This is a genomic window from Thermosynechococcus sp. M3746_W2019_013, from assembly GCF_015296045.1.
Lineage (GTDB): Bacteria > Cyanobacteriota > Cyanobacteriia > Thermosynechococcales > Thermosynechococcaceae > Thermosynechococcus.
The window spans coordinates 11,017-34,081 of sequence record NZ_DVDW01000067.1; the positions used below are offsets into that span (position 1 = coordinate 11,017).

Annotated in this window: 24 protein-coding genes and 2 tRNA genes; 13 read left to right on the forward strand and 13 right to left on the reverse strand. The window is 54.2% G+C overall.

Annotation, left to right across the window (positions count from 1 at the left end; genetic code table 11):
• Positions 1 to 10 precede the first annotated feature (10 nt).
• From purL to IGQ16_RS11560, 4 genes are read left to right on the forward strand one after another with little or no spacing between them, the layout of a single operon-like run.
• Positions 11 to 2,296 (forward strand): phosphoribosylformylglycinamidine synthase subunit PurL, encoded by a 2,286-nt coding sequence (gene purL, locus IGQ16_RS11545; protein ID WP_297061626.1) that lies wholly within the window; start codon positions 11 to 13, stop codon positions 2,294 to 2,296.
• Entirely contained in the window at positions 2,297 to 3,745 is a 1,449-nt protein-coding gene (gene purF, locus IGQ16_RS11550; RefSeq protein ID WP_024124732.1) for an amidophosphoribosyltransferase, read from the forward strand.
• Positions 3,742 to 5,604: a S9 family peptidase gene (locus IGQ16_RS11555; RefSeq protein WP_297061627.1), complete on the forward strand. Its 1,863-nt coding sequence runs from the start codon at positions 3,742 to 3,744 to the stop codon at positions 5,602 to 5,604. Before purF ends, IGQ16_RS11555 begins: the two co-directional genes overlap by 4 nt.
• Positions 5,605 to 5,617: 13 nt before the next feature.
• A complete protein-coding gene (locus IGQ16_RS11560) occupies positions 5,618 to 6,274 on the forward strand; it encodes a riboflavin synthase (RefSeq protein WP_297040199.1) in 657 nt (218 codons plus the stop codon).
• Between the two features lie 5 nt (positions 6,275 to 6,279).
• On the opposite strand, the gene tsf is transcribed toward IGQ16_RS11560, so the two are convergent.
• Entirely contained in the window at positions 6,280 to 7,161 is an 882-nt protein-coding gene (tsf, locus tag IGQ16_RS11565) for a translation elongation factor Ts (protein ID WP_297040201.1), read from the reverse strand.
• Positions 7,162 to 7,178: 17 nt separating this feature from the next.
• Complete coding sequence (gene rpsB / locus IGQ16_RS11570; protein WP_024124736.1) at positions 7,179 to 7,970, reverse strand: 30S ribosomal protein S2; 792 nt, start codon at positions 7,968 to 7,970, stop codon at positions 7,179 to 7,181.
• Between the two features lie 217 nt (positions 7,971 to 8,187).
• On the opposite strand from rpsB, the gene IGQ16_RS11575 reads away from it, so the two are divergent.
• The 5 genes from IGQ16_RS11575 to IGQ16_RS11595 all read left to right on the forward strand — a co-directional run bounded on the left by IGQ16_RS11575 (position 8,188) and on the right by IGQ16_RS11595 (position 11,886).
• Entirely contained in the window at positions 8,188 to 9,579 is a 1,392-nt protein-coding gene (locus IGQ16_RS11575; protein WP_297061630.1) for a ParA family protein, read from the forward strand.
• A gap of 228 nt (positions 9,580 to 9,807) precedes the next feature.
• The gene (locus IGQ16_RS11580) at positions 9,808 to 10,818 is read left to right on the forward strand and encodes a TOBE-like domain-containing protein (RefSeq protein ID WP_024124738.1); all 1,011 of its coding nucleotides are present in this window, start codon (positions 9,808 to 9,810) and stop codon (positions 10,816 to 10,818) included.
• Positions 10,819 to 10,888: 70 nt separating this feature from the next.
• Positions 10,889 to 10,960: transfer RNA gene (locus IGQ16_RS11585), tRNA-Gln, on the forward strand.
• A 17-nt stretch (positions 10,961 to 10,977) separates the two neighbouring features.
• A complete protein-coding gene (locus IGQ16_RS11590; protein ID WP_024124739.1) occupies positions 10,978 to 11,760 on the forward strand; it encodes an HAD family hydrolase in 783 nt (260 codons plus the stop codon).
• A 54-nt stretch (positions 11,761 to 11,814) separates the two neighbouring features.
• Positions 11,815 to 11,886, forward strand: a tRNA-Lys gene (locus IGQ16_RS11595).
• A gap of 6 nt (positions 11,887 to 11,892) precedes the next feature.
• Here IGQ16_RS11595 and IGQ16_RS11600 read toward each other — a convergent pair.
• From IGQ16_RS11600 to IGQ16_RS11620, 5 genes are all read right to left on the reverse strand, one after another.
• Positions 11,893 to 12,744 (reverse strand): PspA/IM30 family protein, encoded by an 852-nt coding sequence (locus tag IGQ16_RS11600; RefSeq protein WP_297061631.1) that lies wholly within the window; start codon positions 12,742 to 12,744, stop codon positions 11,893 to 11,895.
• A gap of 47 nt (positions 12,745 to 12,791) precedes the next feature.
• Entirely contained in the window at positions 12,792 to 13,571 is a 780-nt protein-coding gene (gene fabI / locus IGQ16_RS11605) for an enoyl-ACP reductase FabI (protein WP_297061635.1), read from the reverse strand.
• Positions 13,572 to 13,634: 63 nt separating this feature from the next.
• Positions 13,635 to 14,708 carry an aromatic ring-hydroxylating dioxygenase subunit alpha gene (locus tag IGQ16_RS11610; RefSeq protein WP_297061638.1) on the reverse strand — a complete coding sequence of 358 codons (1,074 nt, stop codon included), beginning with the start codon at positions 14,706 to 14,708 and terminating at the stop codon, positions 13,635 to 13,637.
• A 39-nt stretch (positions 14,709 to 14,747) separates the two neighbouring features.
• The gene (locus IGQ16_RS11615; RefSeq protein WP_024124743.1) at positions 14,748 to 15,791 is read right to left on the reverse strand and encodes a photosynthesis system II assembly factor Ycf48; all 1,044 of its coding nucleotides are present in this window, start codon (positions 15,789 to 15,791) and stop codon (positions 14,748 to 14,750) included.
• A complete protein-coding gene (locus IGQ16_RS11620; RefSeq protein WP_024124744.1) occupies positions 15,781 to 16,116 on the reverse strand; it encodes a rubredoxin in 336 nt (111 codons plus the stop codon). Before IGQ16_RS11620 ends, IGQ16_RS11615 begins: the two co-directional genes overlap by 11 nt.
• Positions 16,117 to 16,462: 346 nt before the next feature.
• Here IGQ16_RS11620 and sfsA point away from each other — a divergent pair, with 346 nt between their 5' ends.
• Complete coding sequence (sfsA, locus tag IGQ16_RS11625; protein ID WP_297040217.1) at positions 16,463 to 17,188, forward strand: DNA/RNA nuclease SfsA; 726 nt, start codon at positions 16,463 to 16,465, stop codon at positions 17,186 to 17,188.
• Here the strand turns inward: sfsA and IGQ16_RS11630 are convergent.
• Positions 17,185 to 17,538: a VOC family protein gene (locus IGQ16_RS11630; protein WP_297040220.1), complete on the reverse strand. Its 354-nt coding sequence runs from the start codon at positions 17,536 to 17,538 to the stop codon at positions 17,185 to 17,187. The two genes, sfsA and IGQ16_RS11630, sit on opposite strands and share 4 nt — an antisense overlap.
• Complete coding sequence (locus tag IGQ16_RS11635; RefSeq protein ID WP_024124747.1) at positions 17,538 to 18,074, reverse strand: phycobiliprotein lyase; 537 nt, start codon at positions 18,072 to 18,074, stop codon at positions 17,538 to 17,540. The genes IGQ16_RS11630 and IGQ16_RS11635 overlap by 1 nt, the downstream gene beginning before the upstream one ends.
• A 183-nt stretch (positions 18,075 to 18,257) precedes the next feature.
• Here IGQ16_RS11635 and IGQ16_RS11640 point away from each other — a divergent pair, with 183 nt between their 5' ends.
• From IGQ16_RS11640 to IGQ16_RS11650, 3 genes are read left to right on the forward strand one after another with little or no spacing between them, the layout of a single operon-like run.
• A complete protein-coding gene (locus IGQ16_RS11640; protein WP_024124748.1) occupies positions 18,258 to 18,581 on the forward strand; it encodes a DUF2605 domain-containing protein in 324 nt (107 codons plus the stop codon).
• A 36-nt stretch (positions 18,582 to 18,617) separates the two neighbouring features.
• On the forward strand, positions 18,618 to 18,899 hold the full coding sequence (locus tag IGQ16_RS11645) for a DUF2973 domain-containing protein (protein ID WP_024124749.1): 282 nt from the start codon (positions 18,618 to 18,620) through the stop codon (positions 18,897 to 18,899).
• On the forward strand, positions 18,880 to 19,023 hold the full coding sequence (locus tag IGQ16_RS11650) for a hypothetical protein (RefSeq protein ID WP_297061640.1): 144 nt from the start codon (positions 18,880 to 18,882) through the stop codon (positions 19,021 to 19,023). The genes IGQ16_RS11645 and IGQ16_RS11650 overlap by 20 nt, the downstream gene beginning before the upstream one ends.
• A 56-nt stretch (positions 19,024 to 19,079) precedes the next feature.
• On the opposite strand, the gene IGQ16_RS11655 is transcribed toward IGQ16_RS11650, so the two are convergent.
• The 4 genes from IGQ16_RS11655 to IGQ16_RS11670 all read right to left on the reverse strand — a co-directional run bounded on the left by IGQ16_RS11655 (position 19,080) and on the right by IGQ16_RS11670 (position 22,922).
• A complete protein-coding gene (locus IGQ16_RS11655) occupies positions 19,080 to 21,365 on the reverse strand; it encodes a ComEC/Rec2 family competence protein (RefSeq protein WP_297061642.1) in 2,286 nt (761 codons plus the stop codon).
• A 107-nt stretch (positions 21,366 to 21,472) separates the two neighbouring features.
• Entirely contained in the window at positions 21,473 to 21,763 is a 291-nt protein-coding gene (locus IGQ16_RS11660) for a DUF1816 domain-containing protein (RefSeq protein WP_297061645.1), read from the reverse strand.
• A gap of 183 nt (positions 21,764 to 21,946) precedes the next feature.
• A complete protein-coding gene (gene rsmG, locus IGQ16_RS11665; RefSeq protein ID WP_041429085.1) occupies positions 21,947 to 22,627 on the reverse strand; it encodes a 16S rRNA (guanine(527)-N(7))-methyltransferase RsmG in 681 nt (226 codons plus the stop codon).
• Positions 22,614 to 22,922 carry a hypothetical protein gene (locus tag IGQ16_RS11670; RefSeq protein WP_024124753.1) on the reverse strand — a complete coding sequence of 103 codons (309 nt, stop codon included), beginning with the start codon at positions 22,920 to 22,922 and terminating at the stop codon, positions 22,614 to 22,616. The genes rsmG and IGQ16_RS11670 overlap by 14 nt, the downstream gene beginning before the upstream one ends.
• Positions 22,923 to 23,065: the final 143 nt, after the last annotated feature.

A 23,065-nucleotide genomic window follows, 5' to 3' on the forward strand; every position in this document is an offset into this window, starting at 1 on the left:
ATCCTTTGCCATGAGCCAAACCCCCCTCGTCACTGAGGCTGAGATTGCTGCAGAAGGTCTCAAGCCCCAGGAATATGCTGAAATTGTCCGTCGCCTAGGCCGTCATCCCAACCGCACGGAATTGGGAATGTTCGGCGTGATGTGGTCGGAGCATTGCTGCTACAAAAACTCGCGGCCCCTGCTGAAGCAGTTTCCTACCCAAGGACCACGGGTTCTTGTCGGTCCCGGTGAGAATGCTGGTGTTGTGGACTTAGGGGATGGCTTGCGCCTTGCTTTTAAGATTGAGTCCCACAACCATCCTTCGGCCATTGAACCCTTTCAGGGAGCAGCGACTGGAGTGGGGGGGATTCTGCGGGATATTTTTACGATGGGGGCACGTCCCATTGCCCTGCTGAACGCCCTGCGCTTTGGTGATCTTAAGGAAGCAAAAACCCAACAATTGGTGAAAGGAGTAGTGGCGGGTATTGCCCACTATGGCAACTGTGTCGGTGTGCCCACAGTGGGGGGGGAGGTCTATTTTGACCCCTGCTATACCGGTAACCCCTTGGTGAATGCCATGGCCCTGGGTCTTATGGAAACCCCAGAGATTGTTAAATCGGCAGCCAGTGGTATTGGCAATCCAGTCCTCTACGTTGGCGCCACCACGGGGCGGGATGGCATGGGGGGAGCCAGTTTTGCCAGTGCCGAGCTGACGGATGAGTCAATGGGCGATCGCCCCGCTGTTCAAGTGGGGGATCCCTTCATGGAAAAATGCCTCATTGAAGCCTGTCTGGAAGCCTTTCAAACTGGAGCAGTTGTGGCCGCCCAAGATATGGGGGCGGCAGGATTGACCTGTTCGACCTCGGAAATGGCTGCCAAAGGCGGTGTGGGCATTGAACTGGACTTGGACAAGGTGCCCGTGCGGGAACAGGGGATGGTGCCCTACGAGTTTCTGCTTTCGGAATCCCAAGAACGGATGCTGTTTGTGGCGGCGCAAGGACGGGAAGCAGAACTGATTGAGATTTTCCATCGTTGGGGCTTGCAGGCGGTGGTTGTGGGGCGTGTCATTGCTGAACCGGTGGTGCGGGTGCTTTACCGTGGCGAGGTGGCCGCAGAGGTGCCTGCCCGTGCCCTTGCCGAAGATACTCCCCTCTATGAGCGACAGTGCCCTAATGAGCCGCCAGCCTATGTCCAACAGGCGCGGCAGTGGTCGGTGGATCAATTACCGCTACCGGCGCGATCGCCCGCGGAGATTTTGCTCACGCTCCTTGCTACCCCCAGTATTGCCTCTAAAGCCTGGGTCTATCGTCAGTACGATCACGAAGTCCAAAATAATACCTTGATCTTCCCCGGCGATGCCGATGCAGCAGTGATTCGCCTGCGGGGTACGCCAAAAGGAATTGCTGCAACCGTGGATTGCCCCAGCCGCTATGTGTATCTGGATCCCTACGAAGGGGGCAAAGCAGCCGTTGCCGAAGCTGCTCGTAATCTCAGTTGTGTTGGGGCAGAGCCTCTGGCTGTTACCGATAACCTCAATTTTGGTAGCCCAGAAACCGCTGTGGGTTACTGGCAGTTAGCCAATGCCTGCCGAGGTCTTGCCGAGGCTTGTCATGCCCTGCAAACGCCGGTCACAGGTGGGAACGTCTCCCTCTACAACGAAACAATTGATAGGAATGGCCAGCCCCAGCCCATTTATCCGACCCCTGTGGTGGGGATGGTGGGGTTGATTGCCGACCTGCAGCGGGTTGTCGGTCAGGGCTGGCGATCGCCAGGGGATGTCATCTACCTATTGGGGTTGCCTCTGACTACGCCTTTGAGTGATCCGCGCCTGAGCCTAGGCGGTTCAGAATACCTGGCCCAGATTCATGGGCTTGTGGCCGGTTGTCCACCTCAGATTGATTTAGACCTAGAGCAGCGAGTGCAGGCAGTGTGTCGCTATGGCATTCAGCAGGGTTGGATTGCCAGTGCCCACGATCTCAGTGAAGGTGGTTTGGCTGTGGCCTTGGCAGAAAGCTGTCTCAGCGGCCAGCGGGGGGCGAAGATTCAATTACCAGCGGGCACCTATCCCCGCTGGGATGTGCTGCTATTTGCTGAAGGGGGGGCGCGAATTCTGGTTTCTGTGCCACCGACGGAACAGACAGCATGGGAGGCCTATGTGCAGGCGCAATTGCCCAATGCTTGGACACGCTTAGGGGTTGTTAATGGTGAACATACCGAACTGTGTATTGACACCTGTGACAATTCTCTGCTTATCAAGGTTACGATAAAGGAGTTAGCTCTTGCGTGGCGATCGCCCCTGCCGAAATATTTGGACTAAATGACAGAACAACAATTTGCTGATAAGCCGGAAGAAGCCTGTGGTGTGTTTGGGGTCTATGCCCCCGGGGCGGATGTGGCTCGCCTCGCCTACTTTGGTCTCTATGCCCTGCAACATCGAGGTCAGGAATCGGCTGGCATTGCCACATTTGCTGGAAACACCGTCCACTGTTACAAGGATATGGGCTTGGTGTCCCAAGTCTTTGATGAAGAGATTCTTGGACGGCTGGTGGGAGATTTGGCTGTCGGCCACAACCGCTACTCAACCACAGGTTCCAGTCGCATTGTCAACGCCCAACCAGTGGTAGTGGAAACCCGCCTAGGACCTTTGGCCTTAGCCCACAACGGCAACTTGGTGAATACCTACGCCCTGCGGGAACAGGTGCTGGCCTGTGATGCGCCCACGGCGGTGTTGGCGAGTACAACAGATTCTGAACTCATTGCCTGGGCGATCGCCCAAGCGGTGGCCACTGGCCAATCCTGGTCAGAGGGCATGATTACTGCGGCTCAACAGTGCCAAGGGGCTTTTAGTTTAGTGGTGGGTACCCCAGCGGGATTGTTTGGCCTGCGGGATGCCCACGGCATTCGTCCCTTAGTGATTGGCCGCCTGATGATAGAAGGGACAGCCCATTATGTCCTTGCTTCGGAGACCTGCGCCCTTGATATTATTGGTGCCGACTATGTGCGGGATGTGGAGCCGGGGGAACTCGTCCACATTACTCCTGAAGGGATTGGCAGCATACAATGGGCAGAGTCCCAACGGAAGCTGTGTATCTTTGAGATGATTTACTTTGCCCGTCCTGATAGTGTCATGCAGCGGGAGAGCCTCTATAGCTACCGGCAGCGCTTGGGGTACCAGTTGGGTCGGGAAGCTCCCGCCGATGCCGACGTGGTGATTGCTGTGCCTGATTCTGGCGTGCCAGCGGCCATTGGCTTTTCCCAAGCGACGGGGGTACCCTACGCCGAAGGCTTGATTAAAAATCGCTACGTGGGGCGCACCTTTATTCAGCCCACCCAGTCGATGCGGGAGTCGGGAATTCGCATGAAGCTGAATCCGCTGCGGGATGTACTGATGGGACAGCGGGTGGTGATTGTCGATGACTCGATTGTGCGGGGCACCACTAGCCGCAAAATTGTCAAGGCACTGCGGGATGCCGGTGCTGTGGAAGTCCACATGCGTATTTCTTCGCCCCCTGTCACTCACCCCTGCTTCTATGGCATTGACACCGATACTCAAGATCAACTGATTGCCGCCACCAAGTCTGTGCCTGAGATTGCCGCTCAGATTGGCGTGGATTCCCTGAGTTACCTCAGTTGGCAGGGGATGATTGCCGCCACCTACGATACGGGCGATCGCTTCTGTTCCGCCTGCTTTACCGGCAAGTACCCGATTAGCATCCCCGAGCCAGTGAAACGGCAAAAATTGGTGCTTGAGCAACTTCCCCAATGAGTCTAGACTGCGGCTACTGGCCTTCCATCCTTTCTGCAGCGGAAGTTAGTGCTGCTGCCACCAGTCTCAGTGAATTGTGCTCTACTCCTCTGGGTCTGGTGTGGTTAGAGCGGCGTCCTCAACAAAAGGGGCGCGTGGTGTTGGTGCGTCAAGGGCAAGAACTTTTGGCTGCCCCCTGGAGTGCGCGATCGCGAGTGAATGAGTATGGCGGCGGCGCCTACTGGTGCCATGGTGATCAGATTTACTTTGTCAATGATACCGATCAGGGCATCTATGCCCTTGGGGAACCCCACCCCACGTTAATCTACCAAGCTGCCAATACTCGCTTTGCTGATGGCTGTGTTGATCCTTGGCGCGATCGCCTGCTGTGTGTGCAAGAGGTGCTTCTAGCAGAGGGTCGTAGCCAACAGTCCATTGTGGCTATTGCCTTAGGGGGAGAGCGAACCGTGCTGGTTCAAGGAGCAGGCTTCTATGGGGCACCCCGCCTGAGTCCAGACGGTAAGACCCTTGTCTGGCTGCAATGGTCAGCACCGCAGATGCCCTGGGATGGCTGTGAACTGTGGGGCGCCATGGTCAGTAGTGACGGTTCCCTGGGTACCCCCTACCGCATTGCTGGCAGCAGTGAGGAATCTGTCCAACAACCCCAATGGCAGGGAAAGACCCTCTACTACATCAGCGATCGCTCTGGCTGGTGGAATCTCTATCGTTACTGTGATAGCCGCCATGACCCCGTTTGGCAAGCCAGTTATGATGCCGGTGTACCCCTGTGGGTTTTTGGTCAATCCACCTATGCTCTGGTGAATCCAGAGACGGCGGTCTTAACCTATAGCGATCGCGGGCTATGGCAGCTGGCAGTGGTTTCCCTAGAAACAGGTAAATGGCAAACTGTTCCGACGGATTATACCGAGATCCATTCCCTCGTTCGGGTGAGCGATCGCGCCGTTGCCTTTGTTGCCAGTTCGCCCCTGTTGCCTCCCCATATTGGGCAGTTCAATCTTGAGGACGGCACCACAACATCGCTTCGGCCCATTGCTTCTCCCCTGCCGCCTGAGTGGATTTCTCAGCCCGAGCGGATTGCATTTCCGACAACTGAGGGGGCCACCGCCTACGGCTTTTTCTACCCGCCCCAAAATCCCCAAGTGCAGCCCCCGTCACGCCCACCCTTAATCGTGAGAAGCCATGGGGGGCCTACGGCCGCCAGTGGCACTGGCTTAGATCTGCGCATCCAGTTCTGGACCAGTCGCGGCTTTGCGGTGTTAGATGTCAACTATCGTGGCAGTACCGGCTATGGTCGCGCCTATCGCAATGCCCTGCGGGGACAGTGGGGAGTGGTGGATGTGGCCGACTGTGTTGCAGGGGCGGAGTATTTGGTGGCTCAAGGACGAGTGGCGGGCGATCGCTTGGCAATTCGTGGCAGCAGTGCCGGCGGCTATACCACCCTTTGTGCACTGACATTTACGCGCGTCTTCCATGTGGGGGCAAGTTACTACGGCATTGGTGATCTCCTGAGCCTGCTCAAGGAAACCCATGCCTTTGAGGCCCATTATTTTGATCAACTGATTGCCCCCTATCCCGAAGGGGCAGACCTCTACCGCCAGCGATCGCCCCTTTACCATGCGGATTGCCTCACCTGCCCCGTGATTTTCTTTCAAGGGCTAAAGGATGTGGTTGTTCCCCCCGGCCAAGCGGAACAGATGGTGGCCGCCCTTCAGGCCAAGGGCATTCCCGTCGAGTATTACACCTTTGCCGAAGAGGGGCACGGCTTCCGCCAAAGTAGCACGATCGCCACCGCCCTTGAGGCAGAGTTGAGGTTTTATCAAAGGCATCTACTTAAATCTCATCTACTTGAATCTACTTAAGGGATAGATAACAATGTTTACTGGTATTATTCAGGCGATCGGTGTGCTCCAGCAACGCTCCGAGTCACAGTTGGTGATTACTGCCAGCGATGCCCCTTTCCTTGGGGATGTGGCCATTGGCGATAGTATTGCTGTTGAGGGTGTTTGCCTCACAGTGGAAACCGTTGATGCCACGGGGTTTACAGTCAGCGTCTCTCCGGAAACGCTACAGCGCACTACATTGGCGGCCAAAGCGGCAGCGGGAGCAATGGTCAACCTCGAACCTGCCCTGCGGGTAGGCGATAGGGTGGGGGGACATTTTGTTACTGGTCATGTGGATGGTGTCGGCACCCTACTGGCGATCGCTCCCACAGGCACCAGTTGGGAACTGACATTCTCCGCCCCTGAAACGGTGGCAGTGTACATTATCCCCAAAGGCAGTATTGCCATCAATGGCATTAGCCTCACTATTGCCCATTGCAATGAAAAAGGGGATGAGTTCAGCATTGCTGTCATCCCCCATACCTATGCAGAAACCACGTTGCAATTTCTTAGGGTTGGCGATGGGGTGAACCTAGAGGCGGATCTACTGGGCAAATATACCCGCAAGTTTCTCCAGCCCCAAAACGCCTCAACCGCAGTGAATAACGAAATTGACCTTGCGTTTCTCCAAGCCCATGGCTACGCCTAGGGGCCTTATTTTTTCTTCTTGTTTGGGCGAGACTTGCCACCGGATTTTTTGGTAGCGGCACCGAATCCCTTGCTTTCAGCCGCAGGTTCCGCCGTCTGCTCAGCAGCTGCTACAGGTTCTGGGGCTGGCTCTTCAGTTGTCACTTCCGCTGCCGGTTCAGGTGCGCTCACTTCAGGTGGGGCAGTTTCAGCCACCTCTGCAGTTGCTTCGGCGGTTTTTGCAGCAGCACTCATGGCTTGGGTTTGGGCAGCTACTTCCTCAGCAAGGTTAGTTTCTTGCTTCTCGATCCCCTCACCGAGGACAAAGCGTTGGAAGCGGCGAATCTGGATATTTTCGCCCAGTTCGGCAATGTGCTCTTTCACCAACTCTTCAACAGTCTTGGACTGATCGCGGATAAAGGGCTGGTAGAGCAAACAGAGCTCTTTGAGGGTTTTTTCCAGCTTGCCAGCAACAATTTTTTCTTGGACTTCTGGGGGTTTCCCTTTCAAGGCATCGGAACCAAGGGCAATCTGGCGTTCTTTCTCCTTGTACTCGGCGGGAATATCGTCTAGGGAGACAAATTCCACATTGGGGCAAGCAGCAATTTGCTTGGCAATGTCTTGGACCAGGGTTTTAAATTTCTCGTTACGAGCGACAAAGTCAGTTTCGCAGTTCACCTCCACCAGCACACCAATGCGCCCACCGGTGTGAATGTAGCTATCCACCAGACCTTCACTGGTTAGACGCCCGGCCTTTTTACCCGCAGAGGCTAGGCCCTTTTGCCGCAGCCAAGCAATGGCGGCTTCCATATCGCCATTGGACTCCTGCAAGGCTTTCTTGCAGTCCATCATGCCGGCACCGGTTTTGTCCCGCAGTTCTTTGACTAGTTTGGCTGAAATCTCTGCCATGATCGGTTCCTCAAGGATTAAGCGTCAGAGTCATCTGGAATATCTAGAGCTTCGGCATCACCATCGTCGCTGGCGGTCATCCCATCGTCGTCCTCATCAGCGAGATTGGCTTCGGGTTCCTCCAACTGACCATGGCGGCCTTCGTAAATGGCATCGGCGAGTTTGCCCACAATCAGCTTAATCGAACGGATGGCATCATCGTTAGCGGGGATGGGAATATCCACTTGGGTGGGGTCACAGTTGGTATCTAGCAGCGCCACGATAGGAATCCCCAATTTGTGACACTCGGCAACGGCGTTGTACTCCCGCTTGACATCCACAATGATCGCAACATCGGGCAGCCGCCGCATTTGTTTGATCCCGCCAAGGTATTTTTGTAGGCGTGCCAGCTCTCGCCGCAGGGCTGAGGCTTCCTGTTTGGGCCGCAGATCAATGAGGCCGTTTTCCTCCATGCTTTCTAGTTCTTTGAGGCGATCGACACGGGTTTTAATCGTATTCCAGTTAGTGAGCATTCCCCCCAGCCAGCGCTGGTTGACGTAGTAACTGCCGCAGCGGAGCGCTTCCTGTTCGACAATGCCGGCGGCTTGACGCTTGGTACCAATAAACAAAAAGCGTTTGCCTTTTTCAGCAGCGTTGCGGATGTAGTTGTAGGCTTCATCCACCAGTTGGGCGGTTTGTACGAGGTCAATGATGTGCACCCCATTGCGAACCGTGAAGATGTAGGGTGCCATCCGGGGGTTCCAGCGGCGGGCTTGGTGGCCAAAATGAACCCCTGCCTCCAGCATTTGGGCAAGGCTAAGAACTGCCATTGAGTTGTACTCCTATGGGTTAAACAACCATCCGTCCATGATCCGGTGAGGACACCCAAGGGGACGAATGTGAAAGATGTGCAGATTTATTATCATAGCCAATGATCAAGGCCTTTGGAAAGCCCAATCCACAGTGATTTGGTAGCGTTGTGATCTTGACGCTCGGGGGCGGCCCACCTATTCTCAAACATTCAAAACGGCTGGATGGTGCTGAACCTTGGATATTTCCCGCTTGCGATCGCAATGGCAACAAATTCACGGTGACGAAACCTCGGAAGCCGTTATTGAGGAGCACTTTGTCCGACCGCTGTTGAGTGTGTTGGGGTTTGGCGATCGCGATCGCCTCTCTTCTTTTGATACAGGTATGGGCATTGCCGATGTGGCAGCGCGGTTTCCCCGCGAGAATCAGCCTCCCTTTTCTCAGAGTCCAGTTGACCCCGATTTAATTGTGGAGATTAAAACCCCTGCCCGTCGCTCGCGCAATACCCCCAGTCAAACGGTGGCCTTGAACCTTGAGAATGGTTCTGCCCACCATAGCCGCGCCCTACAACAACTGCGCCAACTTCTCAGGGGCTGCCATTGCCAAGGAACCGCTTGGGGGTTGATCACCAATGCCCGCCATCTTCAGCTTTTTCAACGCCATGGCCACTTGGTCTATCCAGCCACGCCCAACTATGAACTGACGGGCGATCGCCTTGAGAGCATTATCGACGACCTCAAAACCTGCTTGCGATCGCGCCCCCGTGCCACTACTCTCTGCATCTACAATCACAAAGGGGGCGTGGGCAAAACCACCACCACGATTAACTTGGGAGCCACCCTTGCTGTGGCGGATGCGGCCGTTTTACTGATTGACTGTGACCCTCAGGGGGATCTCAGCCGCACTCTTGAGCTAACCCCCACAAGTACGACCCTTGCGGCTTGTCTGCAAAATCCTGATGAGCCGATTACAGCCGCGATTCGCCCCTTTGACTTGCGCCTGCGCACCAGTAGCAGTATTAAATCTGCCCATATTTTTGATGCCATTCCCGCTGGGCCACAACTGCAAAGCATCCTCATTCAGGCAATGCAAACCCAAAATCCACCCATTACCCGCCTGCGGGAACTCCTCGCCCCCTTGCGCGATCGCTACGACTACATTCTCATTGACTGCCCCAGTGCTTGGCTTTTTTTAACTAAGAGCGCCGTATACGCCAGTGACGCCGTTTTGATTCCCACCCGCCACACCGATCTCTCCTCCCTCAACAATGCGGCTCAGGTGATTCACCAATTTCTCTTTAATGAAATCCACACCTTGCGCCGTGAACGGGGTCCCCTTCCTTTACCCATTTTCTTTAATGGTGCTCCGACAACCGATCAGGCAATGGCGGTTGCCCAGGCAGAAATTGCACGGATTCTCCAGAAACTCCCCCACCTCACCCCCTACTTTTGGCCCCAGTATCAAGCCAGTGACACAAGCGTATTTGCCATTCCTGAATATGCCATCATTTCCCGTGCCGCCTTTGCCCGCGTTCCTGCTGTCTTCAAAGATAAGCGCGTCCTAGGCTTCTATCAGGCATTTGTGCAGACCTATCTTCGCCCCTTAGCTTCTGCCGATGACCTCCCCTAACAGGCAACCTTCCTAAGCGGTGCGGGTCACTGGGGGATTAAAAACCAAGTGCACTGGGTGCTGGATGGGGGGTCCTCGGGGCAAAACGTTTGAGGGTAGGATGGGGCGATGACTGCCTTGCTCGTCTCCTTGCCAGTGTTTGAGTATGCGTTTGCTCTGTAGACAAAGACACAAGGCTTCAAAACTACTGTAATCTTATAGACAAACGAGAGTATTACTGGCAGTGCTATGGGCATCACCATTGAAAATGTTTCTAAGTCCTTTGGCTCCTTTCAAGCGGTCAAGCAAGTGGATTTGGATATTGCCAGTGGCTCTTTGGTGGCGCTGTTGGGGCCTTCGGGTTCTGGTAAATCAACCTTACTGCGACTAATTGCGGGTCTAGAGATGCCCGACACTGGCCGGATTCTCCTCACGGGTAAGGATGCCACCTATCAAAGTGTCCAAGAGCGTAATATTGGCTTCGTCTTTCAGCACTATGCCCTTTTTAAGCACATGACCGTGCGCCAAAATATCGCCTTTGGCCTAGAGCTGCGCAAGGTACCCCGTGCCAAGATCAAAGCGCGGGTGGAGGAATTGCTCGAGTTGGTGCAGTTGGTTGGCTTGGGCGATCGCTACCCCTCTCAGCTCTCCGGCGGGCAACGCCAACGGGTGGCTCTGGCCCGTGCCCTCGCCGTAGAACCTAAAGTGCTGTTGCTCGATGAACCGTTTGCTGCCCTCGATGCCAAAGTGCGCAAGGAACTGCGAGCATGGCTACGCCACCTCCACGACGATGTCCATGTGACAACGGTCTTCGTAACCCACGACCAAGAGGAAGCCATGGAAGTCGCGGATCAAATTGTCGTCATGAACAAAGGGCAAGTGGAGCAGGTGGGCACCCCCGCTGAAATTTACGACCATCCCGCCAGCCCCTTTGTGATGAGCTTTATTGGCCCTGTCAATGTCTTACGCGCTCGCGTCTTCCAGCAAACCCAAGGCACGGCTCCCCACTGCGATATTTTTCTGCGCCCGCGCGACATCATTATTGAAACCAGTCCCAACGGCAACACGGTCTCAGCTCGCATTCACCGCATCATTCACTTGGGCTGGGAAATTCAGGTGGAACTGCGCTTAGACGATGGGCAGGAATTGATGGCACACCTATCGCGAGAGCGATTTGATGAGCTGCACCTTGAACCCCAACAACAGGTCTTTATTAAGCCACGGGAGGCAAAGTCCTTTCCCCTTTACTACAGCATTTAGGCACGAAAAAAAATTAGTCTATCCCTTGAACAAAGGTCACCAGACTTGTTATGCTAACAAAGCGATGCAATGGGGTGTCGCCAAGCGGTAAGGCAGCGGGTTTTGGTCCCGCCATTCGGGGGTTCGAATCCTCCCGCCCCAGTTAGGTTTTAGAAATCAATGGCACAAATATTCCCCTCATTGCTGGCCTTAGATTTTGATGGCGTTCTCTGTAACGGCCTGCGGGAATATTTTCAAACCAGTTGGCGAGTCTATCAGCAGGTGTGGCCTGAGCAGCCCCTTGGGATTTCCCTAGAGAAACTAGAAAGGCAATTTGGTCAATTGCGCGCTGTGATTACGGTGGGGTGGGAGATGCCGCTGCTGTTGCGGGCAATTGTTGAAGGTACCCCTGCTCAAGAGATTCTCCAAGATTGGCCAAAGGTGTGCGATCGCCTGCTGGCTACCTATCATCTCACTGCCGCTGATTTAGGAGCACGAGTGGACGGCCTGCGCGATCGCTGGATTGAAACGGACTGGCAAAGCTGGTTAGCGCTCCATAACTTTTATGACGGTGTCATAGCCGCTGTGCAACACTGGCAGGCCCAAGGGCAAGCCCTCGCCATTGTCACCACCAAGGAGCAGCGCTTTGTCACCTATTTGCTGGAGCAGGCGGGCCTTTCTTTTCCCTCGGAGGCCATCTATGGCAAAGAGCAACAGCAGCCAAAACCTGTGATTCTTCAGGCACTGCAGTCAACCTATGGCGCTCCCCTGTGGTTTGTTGAAGATCGCCTTGGGGCACTACTACAGGTTGCGGCAACATCGGAACTCGAGGAAACAAAACTCTTCTTGGCCACCTGGGGCTATACCACCGCGGGCGATCGCGCCCAGGCTGAGGCACATCCGCGCATCCACCCCCTCAGCCTAGAACAATTTTGCAAATTTCCCCACTGGCTGTCCCCCTAACCCCTTGTCTTTCAAGGTGGTTTTCTCTATACTGAAAAAGCTGTGAAACAGCGCGGGTCGCTAGCTCAGCGGTAGAGCACTCGGCTTTTAACCGATTGGTCTTGGGTTCGAATCCCAGGCGACCCACTGAAACTAACTCTCTAGTAGGCGGCGAAGTTCTGCCATATCGTCATCAATAGATTTAGATTTACTTTGAGACGATGAACTGGTGCGTGGTGCGTCCTGCACTTCAGGAGCAGAGACATTGATATTGATATTCAATTGACTGCTGCCACTGGCGGTCTGGGGTAGCGTCCCCGCGGAGGGGGCATCAGTCAACAGGCCCATTTGCCGCTTCATTTCCAGCAGCTCAAATTCCACGTCCTGCTTGTTAGCAGTGCTTTGGAGGGCTTCGAATTTACTTTCGAGCGTATCGCCACTCAGTTCAGCAATAGCTTGGGAGCGGGCCTCCATTTGAAGCACTTTATCTTCCATGCGTTCAAATGCCGCCATCGCATTGGAGGTGCCCACCTTGCTAACCGCTTGATGAATCTGTTCGGAGGCTTTGGCTGCACGAACCCGTGCCTTAAGCATTTCCTTCTTCGTTTTGGCCTCAGAAATTTTGCTTTCAAGGGCCGTCAAGTTGTCCTTAAGGGTTTTCACTTGAGCAGCCATTTGATCCACCTGGGCTTTGAGGGCAATAGCGGTATCTGCGGCAGTTTTCTTGCGGTTCAAGGCTTCGAGAGCCAGTGCTTCATCTCCTCTACTGAGGGCAAGCCGTGCCCGCTCTTCCCACTGCTGGGCATCCTTAAGATTTTGGGTGTACTGTTGTTCGAGTCGTTTTTGGGCGGCAATGGCCTGAGCAACCGCTTGGCGTAACTTCACCAAGTCGGCATTCATATCAATAATCGTTTGCTCGAGAATTTTTTCCGGATCTTCGGCAGCACTCACTAGGGCATTGAGGTTAGAGCGAATTACCATGCCCACACGATCAAGTAAACCCATGCTTCGCCTCGTCAATAACTCGTTGACTCTACTCTAGCGCATGCCCCTCACATCCCCATGATGCAGTAGCCCGAATCCACATAAAGAATTTGGCCAGTGATGCCACTGGCTAGATCACTGGCCAGAAAAGCGGCTGTGTTGCCCACTTCTGTTTGGGTTACCGTGCGCCGCAGGGGAGCCGTGGCTTCCACATGGTGAATCATGTCCAGAATGCCCCCTACAGCTGAGGAGGCTAAGGTGCGAATTGGTCCCGCAGAGATACCATTGACGCGGATATTCAGAGGCCCTAGTTCCGCTGCCAGGTAGCGCACGTTCATTTCTAGGGCTGCCTTAGCAATGCCCATGACGTTGTAGTTTGGCACAACCCGCACCCCCCCCAAATAGGTGAGGGTAATGATTGAACCCCCATGGGTCATCAGCGGTTTGGCGGCACGGCTGAGGGAGATGAGGGAGTAGGCACTAATGTCGAGGGCAAGATGAAAGCCTTCAAGGGAGACTGCTGAAAAGTTACCACTGAGATCTTCTTTTTGGGCAAAGGCCAAACAGTGAATCAAGATATCTAAGCCACCCCATGTGGATTGAATCGCCGCAAAGACGTCGTCAATTTGTTGAGGTTGCTGCACATCTAGCGGCAGGAGCAGCTTGGGAACAAGGGGGGCTGTCAGTTCCTCGACCTTTTGCTTGAGCTTTCCCCGCTCGTCGGGCAGGTACGTCACTGCCAGCTCAGCACCCGCTGCATGGAGCTGTTGGGCAATCCCCCAAGCAATCGAGCGATTATTGGCAATCCCTGTCACAAGGGCACGTTTTCCCGATAGGTCTAGGAGCATAGGTACAGCCAGTGTGAATAACTTAGATTTAACCCTCTGATCCTACCAGAGGGACTGCTGCCTTTATCGCCAGCGCAGGACTTGGGTTTTCAGGGGGTTGACAAATTCCCGTTCCTCTTGGGTGGCCTTTTCATACTCCCGTTTAAGCTGGTAGTACCACTTGGCTTGGTAATCTGCTTCTTTAATGAGCGTCAAGGGTGGCTTGTACTTCAGGCCTTCGCTTTGCTTGGCTACAATGCGCAAATCTTGGTTGAGAAATTCCCGCGCTAGGGGAGCCAGTAGGGGTTTCAGGGGAGCAAGCCAAGGAAATGTCCAGTAGTAGGTGGCGGTGAGTTCAGTTTCCTGATCGTTAATGGGGGTGAGGGTAATCAGAAAACAAAAGGTGTGGCGATCGCTATAGTTAGTTTCAATGCGAATGCCCGGCAGCCGATAGATAATTTCCACCTCAGGGTGGCCACCCAAAATATGGTGTGCCCAAGACTTGCGCAACAGGGGATGACGGCGCATTGTAAAGCCATAGGGCGACGGATCAAAGGTTTTCGCCTTCTCAAAGAGCTTGCCGCGCTTGCGCCACCACCAGGCCCCATGGACAAAGGGCGCATGGGAGGGATCCATAAAGTTAATAAACACCTGATCTAGATGTCCCGGAAAGATGAATTTTTGTACCGCTTGGGGTTGGGTCTCGGCACTAAATCCGGGAACAAGGGGCACCTCTAGGGTGGGCTCGCTGACATTGCGCTCATTGGCCGGGAAAAAAATCCAGAGATTGCCCTGCACCTCGCGCACCGGATAGCTCAACACCCCAAAGTTTTTGAGATCCACATCGCTATCACTCGTCAGGGAGGGAATCAGCGTACAGTGGCCGTGGGCATTAAAGCGCCAGCCGTGGTAGGGGCACTCCACCTCTTCGCCATCAAAGCGACCATAGTGCAGGGGAATGCCACGGTGAGGGCAGAGATTACGCAGGGCAAAGGGCTTGCCTGAAGTGGTACGACAAAATAGGATGGGTTCTCCTAAAAGCACCTTGGCTTGACACTGACCCGGTTTAAGGTCAGCGGCTGGCAGGCCATAGTACCAGATATTGCGCAAAAAGCTACTGCCCTCATGAAGGGAGAATGAAGTGCTGCTGGGTGTCATAACGAGACTCGACCCGATGCTCGGCGGTTATTTTCTAGATTACGCTGGAGCAGCCCTCAAGTCAGTCACATACCGCAGTAAGATGCCCTTCTGGCCGAGGATGAACCCTTGATCGGGACCAAAGAAGAGAATTTTATAAAAGTTGGAGGGGACTTGCTTCACGTCCACATCCTGCTGCCAGGTTTGGCCACCATCTTGGCTACACAGCAGCACGCCGGCACCCCCTGCTAGCCATACTTCGTTGGGTGTGCGATAGGCCAGATCAAGGAAGCCAACACTATTGCGACGCAGAGGACTCAGCAGTTCTCCCCAATTCTCAGAATTCTCTGGATCAGAGAAGGCGATTTTACCCCCATTGACAATCATCCAGAGCCGACCATCAGGGGTAAAGCCCATATTGTGGAGGCGGCGTGAGGTGGTGCGATTATGGGGTTCCCAAGCGGTTTGGCCCGGTTCCCAAGTAGAGTAAAAGCTCCCCCGCGAGGAAACAGCCACATACTCTCCAGAGGGCGAACGGTTGAGGTTGCGCATGACACCAATGGCTTCTTGGACTAATGCTTGCCAGTTTTTGCCACTATCTTTGGTGCGGTAAATTGCCCCCACGTTGGTCATCATTTCCGCAGAGCCATTGCCGAGGGCTTTGATCAGGCGGGGCGAGCCGGGGAGTTTGGGATTGAGGGGAATTTGGCTCCAAGACTGGCCGCCATCGGTTGTGTGCAGCATAATTGGCGGCTCACCGACAATCCAGCCCTCGTTCCCCTGGAAGCTAACGCTGTTGAAGCGATAGTCGGGGTTATCTAAAACCAGTGTGCGCGGTTCCCAGGTTTGACCACCGTCGCGAGTTTCCATTAGCGTGGCATTGGTACCGACTAACCAACCGTGATTACGGTCAATAAAGCTCATGTCAAGAATCGTTGAGGTTGTTGGCAGTTGGATGGCTTCCCAAGGGTTGTAGTCCAAAGCAGGGATAGCCAGGGCAGGGGTGCTCAGGCTCACCCAGAGGAGAACGGTCACTAGTAGCCAATGCAGGAACTTGATTCCTTTCATTTTTTGCCAGTAAATGTCAATTTGTTTAGCGAACATTATAGAAACTCAGTAGAAAAAGAACAGCAAGGGCAAGACCACCAAAAATGAGGATGTTTTTTTGGCCAGGGGTGAGGCGATTCACACCCAAGCCGTAGTTCAGATTCTCCTTGAAGCCCGAGGGGGATCCGACAGGTCCAATGTTGCTAAATTGCTTTTTTGGGGCACTGCACACTGGGCACCGCCAGTTTACGGGGAGATCAGCAAAGGCTGTGCCGGGCGGAATCGAGCGATTCTCGTCTCCCTTTGCTGGTTCATAGATGTAGCCGCAGGCACGGCACTCAAACCGATCTAAGGGCGCAACATCAGGGGTTTCGGCGGTCATACCTCAGAAATTTTTAAGATTTGCGACATACATCTTAATACTACGGGATTTAGGGGCGTTTCTTGTGGGGAGGACAGGGAAGTTTTCAGGGCAATACTGCGCAACTTTTAGACATGTAACGAAAGATCAAAACTTTGCAACGTAAATATAAAGAAAAGATTAGGAAAGGTGCCCCTGCCAAAAAGTGATGCCATGATAGGGGTATTCAATTGAGGTCAGCCCATATAGACCTTAACCTTAAATCCCCTTTAATATTCCGTAGAATGCTGGCTTCCATATAACCAAAGGAGGCTGGCATTTTACTTTTGGGGGTAAAATGAGGGCTTGCGCTTTCCACTGATCCTCTGTGACTCCTACATTCTGCTGGCACTATCCACCGCTCCAAGAAGGAATTCTCTGTCGGCGCTATCGGCGATTTTTTGCTGAGATTGAGTTGACCTCTGGCGATCGCATTACGGCCCACTGTCCAAATACAGGCCCAATGACGGGGATTTGCCAAGTAGGTGCCCCCGTTCAAGTCTCCTACCATGCGGATCCCAAGCGCAAGCTGGCCTATACGTGGGAAATGATTTTTGTTGACGGTACGTGGGTAGGGGTGAATACCAGTCTACCCAATCGGGTCATCGCTTCGGCATTGGCGGCAGGCATCCTACCGGAACTGGCTGGCTACGGTACGCAGCAGCGAGAGGTGGCCTATGGTCAGGAGCGCAGCCGCATTGACTTTTACTTAACGGATCATCCTCAACAGCCCTCCGCCTATGTTGAGGTGAAAAATACCACTTGGGCGCAGGGGGGCTTAGCGCTGTTCCCTGATACGGTAACCACCCGAGGTCAAAAGCACTTGCGGGAACTGCAGTGGCTGCGGCAAACCCAGCCGGAGGCCCGTGTCTGTATGCTTTACTTCATTAATCGCGGCGATTGCGATCGCTTTGCGCCCGGAGACAGTGCCGATCCCATCTATGGACAACTCTTGCGCGCTGCCTACAACGAGGGGGTGGAAATTTTGCCCTACCGCTTTGCCATTGAGCCAAGGGGTATTCAGTTCTTGGGAGCTGCCAAGCTGGTGCTCTAGGACATTTGGCTAAGTTCAATCAAATTGCCATCGGGATCTGCGACAAAGATTGCGGCTCGTCCTGAGGCACTGCGCTGCCAGCGGATTTGGGCTGCCACTAGGCGTTGTTCGAGACTGGCTAAATCAGTTACACCAAGGGCAAAGTGGGGGTTACGTCCCCACCGTTGATCTTGACGGGTATCTACCACCTTCTGCGCTTGGATTAGATGAATTTGCACGGCACCGATTTGATACCAGCGGCCGGGAAATTCCAGGGGGCGGTCGACGGGGGTAAGACCCAGCAACCCTTCATAGAAGGCAGCAGCTCGCTCTAGATCCGTGACGTTAATGGCAACGTGGAGAAAAACCATCAGGAGTTGGCGGGTTGCGTCACCCCTAAGCGAATTTCCGAGCAGAAGGAAGCCATACTAAAACCACCAAAGCGCTTGAGAATACTGGTGCGCAGACGTAAATTGGGGCTGGCAAACCAGAGGCGCTCTTCGGAATACATGGTTTCGTATTCGGTAATCAATGTCAGGGCACCATCACTGCCCATACTGAAGCGACCCGCAACGGGTGCTTTTTCGGCATAGCCCATTTCCCGCAGAAGCTTGCCTTCCATCCGCGACCCCTGATCCAGGATGGGGACCAGTACCGTTGAGCCTTCGTGCTTCTCGCTATCCCATTCCATTGTGCCGTCCCAGCTAACCCGTGCGCCGCACACTGCCCAAGCGGGATCCATGTCATATTGCTGACACAGGGCAATTACCGCAGGATCATCGACGGACAGTAATTCAATGGTTAACTGAGACTTGCCTGACTCGGTTTGCTTAAAAGCCAAGTGATGACTCGTACGTTGGGAAAACCAGCGGCCAGCACTTTGGGCAAAAAAATCGCGGATGTCCATACCTATGCACACTGCTAATGGGGACAGAATCGATATTTTTTAGTCTTTTTTTAGGGTACACCGTCTCTTCGATTGCTTCCAAACGATCGCCCCGAGGAAAGGGCACTCAAAAATCAAAAATGTAACAATATGTAAACGAGTTTAAGATTTAAGATAGAAGTTAGGTCGCCCTCATCAATCCCTATGCTGCACTCAAATTTACCTGAGCCTCAACTACTTAAGGTCTTACTGGAGCCGCTACTTGAAGATTTTCAGTACTGGTTCACGCGATCGCGATCGCTCTTGCAGACAGAAGTCATTCCCTTCCTGGAGGTGGCGGAACAGCAGGCACTCCTTGAACGGGTGGAGACAGCCCTCAACGATGTGATTGCTGCCCAAAGCCTCTTTCGGGCAACGGACGGCCAAGTGGGGGTTGATACACAGGTATTAATGCAGTGGCATACGCTCTTGATGGAGTGCTGGCAGGTTGCCCACCACTATCGCTTATCCAAATCTTGTGACGCTTAAACCATTCTCAGCGCTTGGCTCGGAGGTGCTTTCTTCATGTTGCAGTTGATCTACATTGTTGTCTTTACGGTCTTGGCACTACTGGCCATGGCGAATTTGATTCGCAGTTTGTTGACTCTCGGCATTGAGTCACAACGGCAATTTTCACCGCAACGGGTGACCCATCCAGAACTTTTAGATAGCGATGGCCGTGTGATTGATGAACCCCTATTGGTGATGCGCTCTTTGAGCGTCGAGGATGCCCGTGCCCAACTGGATGCGATCTATCGCGAATCCCCCAGCTACGGTGACGACTCCCGTGGAGAAACCCAAGCCTAGATTTTTAGGCACCTATGGGCAGTTCCCCAGCCGCTGGCTTCCGGGGGATGCAACGGCGGCGGATCGCTGTGGCTCTTTTGGCCACTGGATGGGGGGCAAGATCCCCGATCGCCAGCACCCCTAGCAGGTATCCCAAGCAACATTGGCAACTGTGCACTGGCGATTGCGCCAAAGTGAGAGCTAGATCAAGCTATCGTTTTGCGGAGCATTTGCCTTTAGGGAACCATTGGCCTGCCAGCGGACTTCCCCCACTTCGCCAACGACAAAATAGGGAATTTTTTTCTGCTTTAAGTAGCTGGCGATCGCCGGATCAAGGCTATTCCAACTAAGAATGACACTGCGCGGCTTGACAATCTCAAAGAGGCGTGGCGTTAATTTTCGCCCCCACCACCAGAGAACCTGCGGCGGTTCCACGGGCGTGACGGCCAGCCAATCCGTTTGCGCGGCATCCCGACTCGGATCAGTGACAAAGAGCCACTGAGTGTTGCCCATCTCCAAGGTCAAGATGGCTGGATCCGCCCGCAGGACAGTAATTTTCACCTGACCCAGTTGAACAGGTTGCCGCAGGGGGAGGGGTTGATAGGAGACCTTGAGGGTAGTCAACATTTCCCGGTACGCAGGATCACTTTTGGCCGTTGGCACATCCGTAAATTGGCGAATGGGGGTAATCCCATGAATGTCACGCCAGCCCTGCTGTTGACGGTACTGGCGATCGCTGGCCACCGCCCAATCAATGCGGTTAATGCCCTCTTGAGCCAGAAAGGCCGCCAGCCCTTGGGCATCGCCACTGTTGATCACCACGGTACCTGCCGGTTGCTGAATCACCAGGGTGGGAACCCGCGTATTGGCCAGAACAGTGGCCTGGAACAGGGTGGTTTGGCGGAAAATAAACGGCACAAGGACAAGGGTGACGCCCAGTGTAAACAGCAACAGCCAGCGCCGCCGCCAGGGGGGACTCAACCACACCAGTAGCATCAGACCATAGAGGACAATGACCTGTAGCCAACCCAAGCTGCCAAGGGCAATCACGGCTCCTGGCCAGTGGCCGATGGTTTCAATTAGCCACAGTAGCAAGGCCGTGGGGTAGTAGAGCAGCCCGGCTAGGGCAGAGCCGAGGGGGGGAAGGATGAAACCGACCGTTGCACTGATAAAACCGCCAACGGTCAACAAAATCAGGAAAGGATTGGCAATCACATTGGCGGGCAGACCATAAACAGGGAAAATGCCAAAGATAGCGAGGGACAGAGGAAGTACCCAGAGGGTGGCCGCTAAGGGTGTAGCAAGGGAGTTGCGCAAGGGTGTCGGCAGCCAATGGAGGCGATCGCTGATGGGTTGGGCGCTGACAATTAAGCCCAAAGTGGCGAGGAAGCTCAATTGAAAGCCAATGTCCTCAATCCAAAGGGGGTTGTAGATCAGCATGGCGGTGGCGATCGCCAGCAAAATGACAAGGGGTTGCCCCTTTTGACCATTCACTAAAGCCACTAACCCCGCCAAGCCCATTAGCACAGCGCGCATTGCGGAGGGGGCAAACCCACTTAAACAGACAAAGATCACCAAAACCCCAGCCCCCAAGCCATAGCGCCACTGCTGTGGCAAGAAACGCGCCACCGCCAAGACCACCCCTAGCAAAATGGCCGTATGAAACCCAGAGGCCGCTAGGGCATGGGAAAGCCCCACTCGCTGAAAGCTGTCGCGCACCTCAAAGGGAATTGCCACCGCACGGTTCCCCAGCACCATTGCCGAGACCACCGCCCCATAGCGATCGCCCAATCCTTGGGCATGGACTTGGACAATTCGCTGCCGCAGTGCCCATAACCCCCAGGGTGATCCCTGATCCAAAATCGTGACCTTACGGGCCGCTAAGCCCGCAAAGGTGTGCTGCAACTGAAGCTGCCGCCGAAAGTTAAAGGCACGAAAAAACTGACTACCCCCACTGCGGGGAAGATAGAGCCGTCCCGCAAGCCGAATCCGTTGGCTGGGATGCAGCATTGCCCCTTGCTGTGCTGGAACAGTGACGTACAGACGGCCGCTTGCCCGCCCTTGGAGCACACCACTTTTAGCAGCTTCCCCACTCAGATTTTCATAGCGCTCCACCCCTAGAAAAAAGCGTAGTCGCCCAGCGCGATTGGGCAAGGGTGTGGTTTCAACACGACCCTCGACAAGCACCGTTGGCGCTAGATTCAGTGCCTCAAGACGCGGCACCAAACTGCTGATGTCATTCACCCCGGGCTGGGGGGTGCGCAGCCATACATAAAGCGTTGCCAAGAGGGCAACCACGGTAGCGATCGCAAAACTTTGACTCGCAGGCAGTCGCAGCCAAACCTTACCCCCCCAACGGCGCCCCCCGTAGAGCATCCCCCCTAGGGCCAAGATCCCCAGCCACCCCCCCTGAAAGAGACTGAAAAGACACCCCGTAATAAAGGCGATCGCCCAGAGAATCCCATCCGCCTTGGTAATGTTGAACATAGCCTTGTCGGGGTTGGCGTCCAGTGGAAGTACTTAGGAGAAACAAGAGGGCACCCTACTTTAAGAAACTTTAGGGACGGAGTTTTAGAGCCAATTCAGACTTTAGCCTATGTCATGCCGACCCTAAGGGGCACCCGCATCTTTTTTTCGGCGTCAATGGTCACCTCTTCAGGACGGCAGCGCACCACACTAACCTCAAGCCCCTCTGCTCCCTCAGCCTTCAAGTCCTCAATGTAGCCATCCTTCTCTTTTTCGGCCTCCATGGATGTCAGAAAAGGGCCAAAGTAGTACGTGCAGGGGGGGGTCTTCGTCTCTATCTTGACCCACCATGCCAGACCCATTCCATTGAGGAGATCGGCGAGCCAGCTTGTAAAACCTGTATTATTATCGCTAAGCATTGACAGTATTCCTCCAAGACTTGCCAAATTGCCCCAACCCATCCATATATCTCTGGGTTTGCTCTCTATTTGTGTATAACTGATCCCCCCCTAAATGTGTATGGCGAAAATTCCAAACCATCAATTGTCACATTTATTTACATCAAAACTCCCCAGGAGGACAAGATCGCCAAGATCACTGATTCAACCCTGACGCTGCAGGTAAACACAGTGCCGTTGGGCATGACTCAAAGGAGTAGTAAATCCCTGAATGTCTAGTCGTCGACTGCGGTATCGCGGCAAGAGAGTCTCTAGATGCTGGGTATCCTCGTCGCTCCACTGGCCTCGGTACAGGACTAAAATGCCCCCCGAGCGCAACAGGGGCAAGCCATAGGCACAACAACGAGCGACATCACCGACAGCTCGAATCAAGGCCAAATCATAACGGCGCTCATGGGACTCTGCCCGCCCCCATTCTGGATAAATGTTGGCCAAACCAACCGCTGAATCCAGAGAGTGCAAAAATTTGACTTTCTTTTGGGTTGCTTCAAGGAGCGTCACTGACCAATCGGGGCGGGCGATCGCCACCGGTACCCCTGGAAAACCACCGCCACTGCCAATATCAATGACCCGTTGAATCTTGGTTCCCCACAACGTTTCCCCAGTGGGCTGAAGCCACGGCAAAATCCCCCGCAACGAATCCCAGAGGTGCTTCTCCCAGAAATCGGGGACTGCCGTAATCCGCGTCAGGTTCATCCCTTGGTTGGCTGCAAGGATAGCCCCATAGAACCGTTGGAACTGTTCCTGCTGTTGGGGGGTGGGTTGCCACTGGAGTGTCTCCTGCCAAGGGAATTGCTCAAGCAATAACGTGCTAGGGTTCGTCATCACCACTACTGGGCAACTCTTTCTTTGCAGTGAGCACCTCCCACGCGGCTTTGAGTCGCTCCTCAAAATCCTTGACATGGCTAGAGACGGTATCAGCATTCGACTTCAGCTCTGCGATCGCCGTTTCAAGGGCTTTTTGGACATCCGCGGGCAGGGCTTTGAGTTGCGCAGTTGCAAAGCGTTGCAGAGCAGCAAGGAGAGCTTTTGCCGCTTCGGTGACTTCCTCTGGACTGACGGCTTCTGTTTCAGGTTCAGGAGTCGGGGCCTCTGGTGGCGAAACTTGTTCTTCAGACATAGGACAATGCTCCCAGGTAAGTACTCAACAAGCTTAGCAATTCTTTTGCGTACCCCAGAAAAGGGCTGTACCCCTACCTTAGCAGATGGCTTTTTTGATTTTCAGGGTGCCCTAGCTTTCTAAAGATTTCTCTAAAGATTAAA

What these genes read in the sequence shown, in the direction of transcription:
- IGQ16_RS11590 (WP_024124739.1), top strand. Translation starts at nt 10,978, where the DNA reads ATGGCACAAATATTCCCCTCATTGCTGGCCTTAGATTTTGATGGCGTT.
- IGQ16_RS11670 (WP_024124753.1), bottom strand. Translation starts at nt 22,922, where the DNA reads ATGTCTGAAGAACAAGTTTCGCCACCAGAGGCCCCGACTCCTGAACCT.
- IGQ16_RS11640 (WP_024124748.1), top strand. Translation starts at nt 18,258, where the DNA reads ATGCTGCACTCAAATTTACCTGAGCCTCAACTACTTAAGGTCTTACTG.
- purF (WP_024124732.1), top strand. Translation starts at nt 2,297, where the DNA reads ATGACAGAACAACAATTTGCTGATAAGCCGGAAGAAGCCTGTGGTGTG.
- IGQ16_RS11615 (WP_024124743.1), bottom strand. Translation starts at nt 15,791, where the DNA reads ATGTTCGCTAAACAAATTGACATTTACTGGCAAAAAATGAAAGGAATC.
- fabI (WP_297061635.1), bottom strand. Translation starts at nt 13,571, where the DNA reads ATGCTCCTAGACCTATCGGGAAAACGTGCCCTTGTGACAGGGATTGCC.
- rpsB (WP_024124736.1), bottom strand. Translation starts at nt 7,970, where the DNA reads ATGGCAGTTCTTAGCCTTGCCCAAATGCTGGAGGCAGGGGTTCATTTT.
- rsmG (WP_041429085.1), bottom strand. Translation starts at nt 22,627, where the DNA reads ATGACGAACCCTAGCACGTTATTGCTTGAGCAATTCCCTTGGCAGGAG.
- tsf (WP_297040201.1), bottom strand. Translation starts at nt 7,161, where the DNA reads ATGGCAGAGATTTCAGCCAAACTAGTCAAAGAACTGCGGGACAAAACC.
- IGQ16_RS11630 (WP_297040220.1), bottom strand. Translation starts at nt 17,538, where the DNA reads ATGGTTTTTCTCCACGTTGCCATTAACGTCACGGATCTAGAGCGAGCT.
- purL (WP_297061626.1), top strand. Translation starts at nt 11, where the DNA reads ATGAGCCAAACCCCCCTCGTCACTGAGGCTGAGATTGCTGCAGAAGGT.
- IGQ16_RS11600 (WP_297061631.1), bottom strand. Translation starts at nt 12,744, where the DNA reads ATGGGTTTACTTGATCGTGTGGGCATGGTAATTCGCTCTAACCTCAAT.
- IGQ16_RS11655 (WP_297061642.1), bottom strand. Translation starts at nt 21,365, where the DNA reads ATGTTCAACATTACCAAGGCGGATGGGATTCTCTGGGCGATCGCCTTT.
- IGQ16_RS11635 (WP_024124747.1), bottom strand. Translation starts at nt 18,074, where the DNA reads ATGGACATCCGCGATTTTTTTGCCCAAAGTGCTGGCCGCTGGTTTTCC.
- IGQ16_RS11610 (WP_297061638.1), bottom strand. Translation starts at nt 14,708, where the DNA reads ATGACACCCAGCAGCACTTCATTCTCCCTTCATGAGGGCAGTAGCTTT.
- IGQ16_RS11580 (WP_024124738.1), top strand. Translation starts at nt 9,808, where the DNA reads ATGGGCATCACCATTGAAAATGTTTCTAAGTCCTTTGGCTCCTTTCAA.
- IGQ16_RS11660 (WP_297061645.1), bottom strand. Translation starts at nt 21,763, where the DNA reads ATGCTTAGCGATAATAATACAGGTTTTACAAGCTGGCTCGCCGATCTC.
- IGQ16_RS11560 (WP_297040199.1), top strand. Translation starts at nt 5,618, where the DNA reads ATGTTTACTGGTATTATTCAGGCGATCGGTGTGCTCCAGCAACGCTCC.
- IGQ16_RS11620 (WP_024124744.1), bottom strand. Translation starts at nt 16,116, where the DNA reads ATGACCGCCGAAACCCCTGATGTTGCGCCCTTAGATCGGTTTGAGTGC.
- IGQ16_RS11645 (WP_024124749.1), top strand. Translation starts at nt 18,618, where the DNA reads ATGTTGCAGTTGATCTACATTGTTGTCTTTACGGTCTTGGCACTACTG.
- IGQ16_RS11555 (WP_297061627.1), top strand. Translation starts at nt 3,742, where the DNA reads ATGAGTCTAGACTGCGGCTACTGGCCTTCCATCCTTTCTGCAGCGGAA.